Annotated in this window: 2 protein-coding genes; both read right to left on the bottom strand. The window is 57.8% G+C overall.

The features are described from left to right. Positions 1-333, bottom strand: a 333-nt coding sequence (locus tag HMPREF9538_RS17625; RefSeq protein WP_323740375.1) for a serine dehydratase beta chain, incomplete at its 3' end; no start/stop codon positions are given. 162 nt (positions 334-495) lie between these two features. After that, positions 496-823 (bottom strand): CoA pyrophosphatase (locus HMPREF9538_RS17630; RefSeq protein WP_009484657.1); only part of this gene is annotated, 328 nt, incomplete at its 5' end.

The following is an 823-nucleotide window of genomic DNA, read 5'->3' as shown; positions in this document are numbered from 1 at the left end:
GTCACCCGCGGGGAAGTCGCCCTCGTGCTGGCCGTTGGCCAGCAGCAGACGACCGCGCGCTTCGACGTCACGGATAAAAGCCGGGATCGCGTCAATATCGACCGTATCGGGCTGATTGCCCGCCAGTCCCATGATAATGGCGATGTCCGTATGGTGGCCTTTGCCGGTTAATGACAGTGAACCGTAGACGTCAACCGCCACACGAGTCACTGCATTAAGCAATCCTTTTTCGACCAGGTCATCGACGAACTGTTTTCCGGCCTTCATCGGGCCAACAGTGTGGGAAGATGAGGGACCAATCCCCACCTTGAACATGTCGAATAGACTAATCACGATAATACTCCTGACAGGGTTACCGCGGGTGCGGTAACGATGTAATAACTGCGCATAGTGTAAGAGGGAAGCGCCCTGTCAGTTCAACTATTCACATGAATTAAACTAATGGCTAACCGCGATTTTACTAATAATGAGAGCGCCCTCTCATTATCAGTATAGCTAAGGACGTGCGCCAATTTGCAGCGCCAGCTCGCGAATGATCCCGGCGGTCATTCCCCAGACAAAATAATGCTGGTACCAGGAGAGCCAGACGCGGTGGTCGTTGCCCCGGCGGTGGATATCGAGCGGATGGTAGCGCCCAAGGCGCAGGGCTTCGGCGAGCGGCATTTCAAATACCGCGGAGACTTCGTCCTGGCTGGCGTGATAGTGCAGATCCGGGGGAATAATGCCCACCACCGGCGTCACCTGAAAGCCGGTGACGCTGTCCACCGGTGGCAGGACGCCGATCACCTCGACCCCCCCCGCCGGGGGCGCGCCCCCCCCCCCC

It is taken from the genome of Klebsiella sp. MS 92-3 (genome assembly GCF_000195655.1).
GTDB lineage: Bacteria > Pseudomonadota > Gammaproteobacteria > Enterobacterales > Enterobacteriaceae > Klebsiella > Klebsiella pneumoniae.
The sequence above is the reverse complement of the archived record's forward strand: the minus strand, read 5'-3'. Positions and strand labels throughout refer to the sequence as shown.